We start from the raw sequence: 6,965 nt of genomic DNA on the forward strand, positions 1-6,965 counted from the left end.
GTGGACGTCTCGATCTCGGTTGAGTACAACCCCGACATCGAAAAATTGTACCGGCGTTTCGAGGACGGCCAGGAGCTGACCGATGCCGAGGTCGGTGCACTCGTTCGGGCTGGAAAAATTGGTGGGGAGGAGATCGAGGAATTGGTCGAGTCGCCCCGGGGCTTCCCCGGTGTGTTTGCTGGACGTGGGTTTGGCGAGTAAACGACTGCTGGATGACTTCGAGAAGCGGTTCTCGGGGTCGAAGTTGTTGGCCTTGTGAATGATAGAAATCGGACGGTCGTGGATCGTCTGTAAGATCTGGGTGAGGCGATCCGTCCCCGCCCTAGGAATAGTTACCTCCCAGAAAGCGACGAATACGTTCGCGGGTCAACGTATGGCGACCAGCAATTCTGGCTGTACGCTGCAACTGCCCCTGGCACGAACGAGCTGCTATATCTGCAACTCTTCTCAACAACAATGACGCCAGATGGTAGGTCGTGGGTCTCTATGCGGGGTATCGACGCCAGGACGGGTGGAAGCCCGGTTCGGCGTTCCAATTTGGTCGCCTGACGGCAATTGACGATACCACAGAAGGGGATCGGCGGGAGAGCCGATCAGTTGTTGAACATCTCGCGCGACATCAGAACTACGGGATACCCATCGGGTAGTCCATTTTGCAGGCGGGAGATTCGATACACGTTTCGACGGACTACGGCCAGATCGGGACGGTATTCCGTAGCGTGGTTCTCAGTAGTTTACATCCTATTCCAGTGACTACCAAGTGAGGCCTTCGTAGACGGTCCCGTCTCGATGGTGAATAGCGTGACGGCTGGCAATGACTGGAATCGTGCGTGTTGTTCCAGCTGAAAAAGATCGTTTCTCTCTTCTGTGTATCTCAGCGCAACTCTTCGAATGCTGATGCAGGGTCCCTGAATTCATAGTCAATAGCATCGTAGAGAGTAGAGGAATCAAGCGTACTATCGGTGGGCCGTGGCGCTTCTTGACCGAACTCTTCGGTTGTGATCGGTTTAACTAGATCCGTATCGTACCCACATACTTCTGCAAGTACGACAGTAAATTCATACCGTGACATAGACTCGGGTCCTGTTGAGTGGTATAGTCCAGTCTGGGCTTCCTCTCCGAGAAGAAGACATGCTTTCGCCAAATCAGGGGCGTATGTAGGGGAGGATATCTGATCGTTGACGATAGTCAATTCGTTATTGTCTTCTAATTCGCCAAGGGCCCACGTTACGAAGTTCTGGCTCGCTGTACCATAAATAACACTCGGCCGGAGGATGGTCACTTCATCTGCGATACGTGCTGCTCGTTCGCCCGCATATTTTGTCTCAGCATAGTAGTTGATCGGTTGGATCCGATCCGACTCGGTATACGGTGTTGCCTCCGGGTCGCCAGGGAAGACGTAGTCCGTAGAAAGGTAAATGAGGTGAGCGCCGGCTTCGTTTGCCGCAGTAGCGACGTTCCGAGTTCCAGCAGCGTTTACACTCCAAGCCTGATCCCGCTTCGTTTCGCAGTCGTCAACTGCGTGGAAAGCTGCTGTATCTACAATAACGTCCGGATCAAAGTCTGCAATGACGGACTGAGTTCGGCCTGCATTCGTTTTGTCCAGCTCGATATCTGTGGTTTCCGTCTGAGTATCGAGGTGCGTCGAACGAACAGTGTCCCCACGAGATTCTGCTTGCTCAACAATATTTGATCCGACAAGACCGGATCCTCCGATTACAAAGACTCGCATAGACTGTCCTCTATGTAAGCCGTGCTAAATCTTACTCTATTTGATTCAGGATCGCTTCCGTGAGATGGTCCCCGAACGGGAGTGAAGAGGTGAGCCCAGGCGAAACCGCATTCAATACGTGAGTGGATTGAGAACCGTGCTCAAAGAGTGGATCTTTGATAAGTGTGCCATCCTCTCGAACAACTTGGGCACGAATACCAGCGTAGCTCTTTCGGAAGTCCTCGGTTTCAACTTCCGGGACAAGAGACTGCGATGCCTCGATGAACGCTTCTTTTCGATACGACTTGTTCAACTCGTTGAGCGCGACGCCAATCATCTTCGGAGACGCCAGGAGCTTCCAGAAGCCTTCATATTTGAATGTCGATGCTAATTCTGAAATATCGAATTGAGTGTTTTCGTACGCCTCCCGCCCGAACGCGAGCACGGCATTCGGACCGATAATCACCTTGTCGTCGGTTCGTCGCGTGAAGTGAACCCCTAAGAACGGGAGTTCCGAATCGGGCGTGGGGTAAATCATCGTATTCACCAGATCACGCTTTTGAGGGACAAGTTCGTAGTATTCGCCGCGGAACGGCACGATTTGGTACTCTTCTCCAACGCCCATCTGATGGGCAAGTTCGTCAGCGTATAGTCCAGCAGCATTTACGAGATATGACGCGCTGATTGTTCCATTCGAGGTGAGAAGGTGGTGTGTATCGTCAACTGTTTTGATTTTCTTCACCTCATACCCGGTGTAGAAGTCAACGCCACGGTTCTCTGCATCGCCCGCAAGTGAATAGACGTACTTTTGTGAGTCAACAGAGGCGGCTTCAGGGCAGTAGAGGGCAGCTTCGCCGGCAGCGTGTGGTTCGTGCTCTTGGATTTCCTCTCTGGTCTCTAAAATTTCCGTCTTGACCCCGTTTTCTGTCGCCTGTTCTTGGATTTCGGTTAGCCGTTCTCTTTCTTTTTGGTCTGTTGCGACGACAAGAACACCTAGTTCTTCGAGAGGGATATCGTTCTCCTCACAGTACTCTTTCATTCGGCGAGTTCCTTCGGTTGCGAATTTGGCCTTCAGCGAACTGGGAGGGTAATTGAACCCAGGATGGACCACACCGGAGTTACGTCCGCTCTGGTGTTCTGCGAGATGGTGCTCTTTTTCGACCACACAGATATCCAGATCAGTTTGACCCGCTAAGTGATATGCGACGGAACAACCGACACAACCCCCTCCAACGATGGCCACCTCGTATTCAGACATATATTAGCATACTATGGTAACATCTTGAGCGTTCTGTTCTATTTGACAATTGTATAGCTGGCATCACAAACAGTAAGTGAGATTAGAGCATCGGCCAGAGTGAACGTGTATGATACACGATGTGGAGATAGAAGAACTCCAGATTAATGCGGACGAGCGCGGATGTCTCACTGAGATCTGGCGCTCAGACTGGGAGTTCTTCCAGGGAGAGGACGAACCAACGATGTCCTATTTTTCTGAGACATATCCAGGAATCATCCGTGCGTGGCATCGCCACCACCGCGGTCAGATTGACCACTTTGTCGTCCCCCGTGGGAAGGCAAAGGTCGGCATCTACGATGACCGCGAGGACTCGCCTACACAAGGCGAAGTTGATACTTACATTATTGGGGAAGGGAATATGAATGCGATTCGGGTACCGGGTGACTGCTGGCATGGGTTCAAAGCAGTCGGTGACGAACGGGTTCTGTTGCTTAATTTCCCGACGAACCTCTACGACTACGAGGATCCCGACGAAGAACGACTACCCTACGACACTGATGAAATCCCGCTTGACTGGGAAGAACCCCCCCACGAATAATCTATGAAAGGAGTTATTCTCGCAGGCGGAACCGGGTCGCGGCTGCGCCCGATTACGCATACTGGGCCGAAACAACTCGTTCCGATTGCGAACAAGCCCGTCCTTGAATACGCTATTGATGACCTGAAGGACGCCGGCATCACCGAGATCGGGATTATCTTGGGGAACAAGGGTCGAGACGAAATTCAAGAGTACTTCGGGGACGGCTCGGAGTTCGGCGTTGACATCACCTACATCGTTCAGGGAGAACCCCTTGGGCTCGCGCATGCAGTCGGATGTGCGCGCGACTTCGTCGGCGACGATTCGTTTGTCGTATATCTCGGAGACGATATGATGCGCGAGGGAATCGAAGACCTCGTCGCAGATTTCGACTCTGAGGAATACGCTGCAGGGATTGGTTTACAGGAAGTAGATGAGCCCTCTCGATACGGAATTGTCGGGCGAAACGAGGCTGGCGACGTGACCGAACTCGTCGAAAAGCCCGAGAACCCCCCGTCAAATCTTGCTCTCATCGGTATCTACCTCTTCACACCGGAGATCTTCGAACAGATTGAAGGTCTGGAGCCATCGTGGCGTGGTGAATTGGAGATTACGGATGCCATCCAAGGGCTTCTGGATAAGGGACGTCGCGTCCAGTCACACGTCGTCCACGGCTGGTGGAAAGATACTGGAAAGCCTGGGGATGTTTTGCACGCCAACCGTCTCGTCCTTGACGATATTGAGTCGGACATACAGGGCGAAGTAGAAGACGAATCCTCAATTACGGGCCGCGTAGAGATCGGTGACGGAACCGTTGTTGAAGAAGGCGCGGTAGTGCGGGGCCCTGTGTCGATTGGGAAAAATACCCGAATCAAGTCGGGAGCGTACGTTGGACCGTACTCTAGTATCGGAGACAACTGCGAAGTGGATAATGTCCACATTGAATCAAGCGTTGCCATCGGCAAGAATACGATTACAGCTGATCGTACTATCGTCGACAGCCTTCTCGGACGGGAGGCATCGGTGACAACAAACGAAGACAAACAACCCGCGGGCGACCGTCTCGTTATCGGCCAAAACTCCTCACTGGAACTATGAGAATCATCACCGACACTTGTCCGGACTGTGGCACGATTGTCGCAGGAAACGTCTTAGAGAGTCATCGAGTTATGAAGTGTCCAGGATTGGACTGCGAGACCGTCCGACGATTTGATGATCTTCCTGAGGAAGATCAAGAATATATCGAAGCTAATCTCGAAAAGTATACCATAGAGTAAATTGAAGACAATAGTATGACAATACTTGTCACAGGCGGGTTGGGGTACATTGGATCGAGGCTCATTCGAGAGATTCCGGATCATCCTGCGTACTCGGGTGAGGAGATTCGGATTCTGGACAACTACCGACAGCCGCGGTTCCACTCGCTGTGGGACCTGCCTTCCTACGCGGACTACGATATGGTCCGTGGGGACATCCGCGACGAGGATGATCGGGCTGAAGCCCTAGAGGGTGTCGACACGGTCTTTCACTTAGCGGCTATCACGAACGCGCCTGAGACGTTCGATATCCCGGAGAAGACGTGGGAGGTAAACCACGAAGCCGCAGTTGCTCTCTTTGAGGACGCTCAGGAGGCTGGCGTCGGCGAGTTCGTGAATGCGGTGACCTGTTCGGTTTATGGCCGGACGGAAGAAGAGATTACGGAGGAGTTCGACTGTGATCCGGAATCTCCCTACGGGGAGGCGAAACTCGCCGCGGAGCAGGAGATGTTCGAGAAGTATGACAGCGAGATGGGTCTGACTGGGCTTCGGTTGGGCACTGTATACGGTTGGACGACCGGGATGCGCTTCGATACGGTCGTCGATAAGTTTGCGTGGCTGGCTGCGATGGATGAGCCGCTGACTGTGTATGAGGGTGCGGAGGAACAGCAGCGTCCGTATCTACACGTGCAGGATGCTGTTCGTTCGATGTTGTTTGCAGGTGAGGAGTTAGGTAATGGTGAGGCGTATAACGTCGTCGGGCAGAACGGGCGGTTGCAGGATGTTGTTGATGCTATTGAGAAGCACTTCCCCGGTGTTGAAATTGGATATACTGAGGCTGAGCAACTGAATCAGCTCTCATATATTGTTAGTGATGAGAAGATCCGACAGGAAGGATTTGAGACCGCGTATTCGTTGGACCAAGGTGTGGAGGAGTTGTCTGATAAATTCAGAGGATTAGCCTAACAGTAGTTGAAAACACGGCGATTCTATTCAGCTACCCTTGCCGAGAATCAGTCGGTGTTTGAGGTGCTCCAACCCTCTCCAAGAAGGTTGGCAAATACCTGTCGGGGTTCTGGTAGTCTGGTCGGAATCTGGAGAACCCAGTAACTGCCGAAACTGACACGTCATTTAATATGAGCGGTGACGAACTCGATACCAAATGGATATGGAAGATATCTATGGTCAGATTGAAGCTCGTCGACGGGACCGTGAAGACCTTGAAGATTGGTGGGACGACCACCACGATGACCTCACACAGGACCAGTACGATATCCTCTTCGAATGGATCATCGATGAACCGTTCGTCTACTTCCCCCTTGTCGTCAGACTCACCCTTGAGACCGCCGACACCGCCGCCGACCTCGCTGACAATCTCGAACGTCTCGCACCGCACATCAATGCCGACCTCGCCTGGGGCGACTTCTACACTGTATTCGATGAAAAATTGGAAGCTGATCCAGCCTTGGCAGTATCGCTGTATGATGAGCTTCCTGCTGAAACACAGGACTGGCCGTTGAAGATTATCGGAGCGGTGATGGCAGCGCTCCCGGAGGATGATGCAGTCACGGAGATAGAACAGCTACTGCAAAGCCAGGAACTAGCGAAAGTTGAAATCGCTGTCCGCGCTCCCACGGTATTTTTCAAATGGATCTTCTCCGTCCGCCGTCGTTGGAGCTTCCTTCCGTAACGTGTATCCCGATTCGGTCTGCTCGAATACGATCTCGTCTCCGGGCTCAATCCCGAGGATCGACCACGGGGGATACTCACCCCGACCGACCGGGAGTACCTCTGTGGGCTCAAAGAGTACGCCCAGCCGCAGACGGACGCGAACCGGCGGCAGGATATCCGCGAGCGGGTCGTCAACGGACTCAAGGACTTCGTGCTACTGAGTTTGTTCTTGGGATCGGATGAGCGTGAGAAGATCTTCGCGGAACTTGGCTCCAAGGAGACCGACGACACGCTCGCTGCGATGGTCGCGTTCGGCTACCTCGGGCTCGACAGGGATCGCCCCCGGCTCGAAACGTGTATCGAGCACGGCGTCCTCCAGGGCGCAAACGTCGACAAACTCTTTCAGTCGTCGGGACGGGCGACCAACGTGGACGTCTCGATCTCGGTTGAGTACAACCCCGACATCGAAAAATTGTACCGGCGTTTCGAGGACGGCCAGGAGCTGACCGA

Annotated in this window: 7 protein-coding genes and 1 pseudogene; 5 read left to right on the forward strand and 3 right to left on the reverse strand. The window is 53.1% G+C overall.

The genetic code is table 11. The features are described from left to right. A partial coding sequence (locus BLU74_RS19165; protein WP_175454710.1) for a hypothetical protein occupies positions 1 to 201 on the forward strand: 201 nt, incomplete at its 5' end. A gap of 673 nt (positions 202 to 874) precedes the next feature. On the opposite strand, the gene rfbD is transcribed toward BLU74_RS19165, so the two are convergent. Beyond that, positions 875 to 1,732, reverse strand: a complete 858-nt coding sequence (gene rfbD / locus BLU74_RS18265; RefSeq protein WP_089769937.1) for a dTDP-4-dehydrorhamnose reductase — start codon at positions 1,730 to 1,732, stop codon at positions 875 to 877. Between the two features lie 31 nt (positions 1,733 to 1,763). Further along, positions 1,764 to 2,969, reverse strand: a complete 1,206-nt coding sequence (gene lhgO, locus BLU74_RS18270; RefSeq protein ID WP_089769939.1) for an L-2-hydroxyglutarate oxidase — start codon at positions 2,967 to 2,969, stop codon at positions 1,764 to 1,766. Positions 2,970 to 3,078: 109 nt separating this feature from the next. Between lhgO and BLU74_RS18275 the strand changes: the two genes are divergently transcribed. The 3 genes from BLU74_RS18275 to BLU74_RS18290 all read left to right on the forward strand — a co-directional run bounded on the left by BLU74_RS18275 (position 3,079) and on the right by BLU74_RS18290 (position 5,750). Beyond that, a complete protein-coding gene (locus BLU74_RS18275; protein WP_089769941.1) occupies positions 3,079 to 3,549 on the forward strand; it encodes a dTDP-4-dehydrorhamnose 3,5-epimerase family protein in 471 nt (156 codons plus the stop codon). 3 nt (positions 3,550 to 3,552) lie between these two features. Beyond that, a complete protein-coding gene (locus BLU74_RS18280; RefSeq protein WP_089769943.1) occupies positions 3,553 to 4,626 on the forward strand; it encodes a glucose-1-phosphate thymidylyltransferase in 1,074 nt (357 codons plus the stop codon). 194 nt (positions 4,627 to 4,820) lie between these two features. Continuing rightward, positions 4,821 to 5,750 (forward strand): NAD-dependent epimerase/dehydratase family protein, encoded by a 930-nt coding sequence (locus BLU74_RS18290; RefSeq protein ID WP_089769947.1) that lies wholly within the window; start codon positions 4,821 to 4,823, stop codon positions 5,748 to 5,750. A gap of 649 nt (positions 5,751 to 6,399) precedes the next feature. On the opposite strand, the pseudogene BLU74_RS19655 reads toward BLU74_RS18290, so the two are convergent. Further along, positions 6,400 to 6,534, reverse strand: a pseudogene (locus tag BLU74_RS19655) (AbrB/MazE/SpoVT family DNA-binding domain-containing protein); the annotation flags it as partial. 150 nt (positions 6,535 to 6,684) lie between these two features. On the opposite strand from BLU74_RS19655, the gene BLU74_RS18300 reads away from it, so the two are divergent. Then, positions 6,685 to 6,965, forward strand: a 281-nt coding sequence (locus tag BLU74_RS18300) for a DUF8102 family protein (RefSeq protein WP_139175900.1), incomplete at its 3' end; no start/stop codon positions are given.

This window comes from Halobellus clavatus (assembly GCF_900107195.1).
In the GTDB taxonomy this organism is placed as follows: Archaea; Halobacteriota; Halobacteria; order Halobacteriales; family Haloferacaceae; genus Haloquadratum; species Haloquadratum clavatum.

Bases quoted from the DNA above. Each gene is read 5' to 3' on its own strand.
- rfbD (WP_089769937.1), bottom strand. From the start codon at position 1,732: ATGCGAGTCTTTGTAATCGGAGGATCCGGTCTTGTCGGATCAAATATT.
- lhgO (WP_089769939.1), bottom strand. From the start codon at position 2,969: ATGTCTGAATACGAGGTGGCCATCGTTGGAGGGGGTTGTGTCGGTTGT.
- BLU74_RS18275 (WP_089769941.1), top strand. From the start codon at position 3,079: ATGATACACGATGTGGAGATAGAAGAACTCCAGATTAATGCGGACGAG.
- BLU74_RS18280 (WP_089769943.1), top strand. From the start codon at position 3,553: ATGAAAGGAGTTATTCTCGCAGGCGGAACCGGGTCGCGGCTGCGCCCG.
- BLU74_RS18290 (WP_089769947.1), top strand. From the start codon at position 4,821: ATGACAATACTTGTCACAGGCGGGTTGGGGTACATTGGATCGAGGCTC.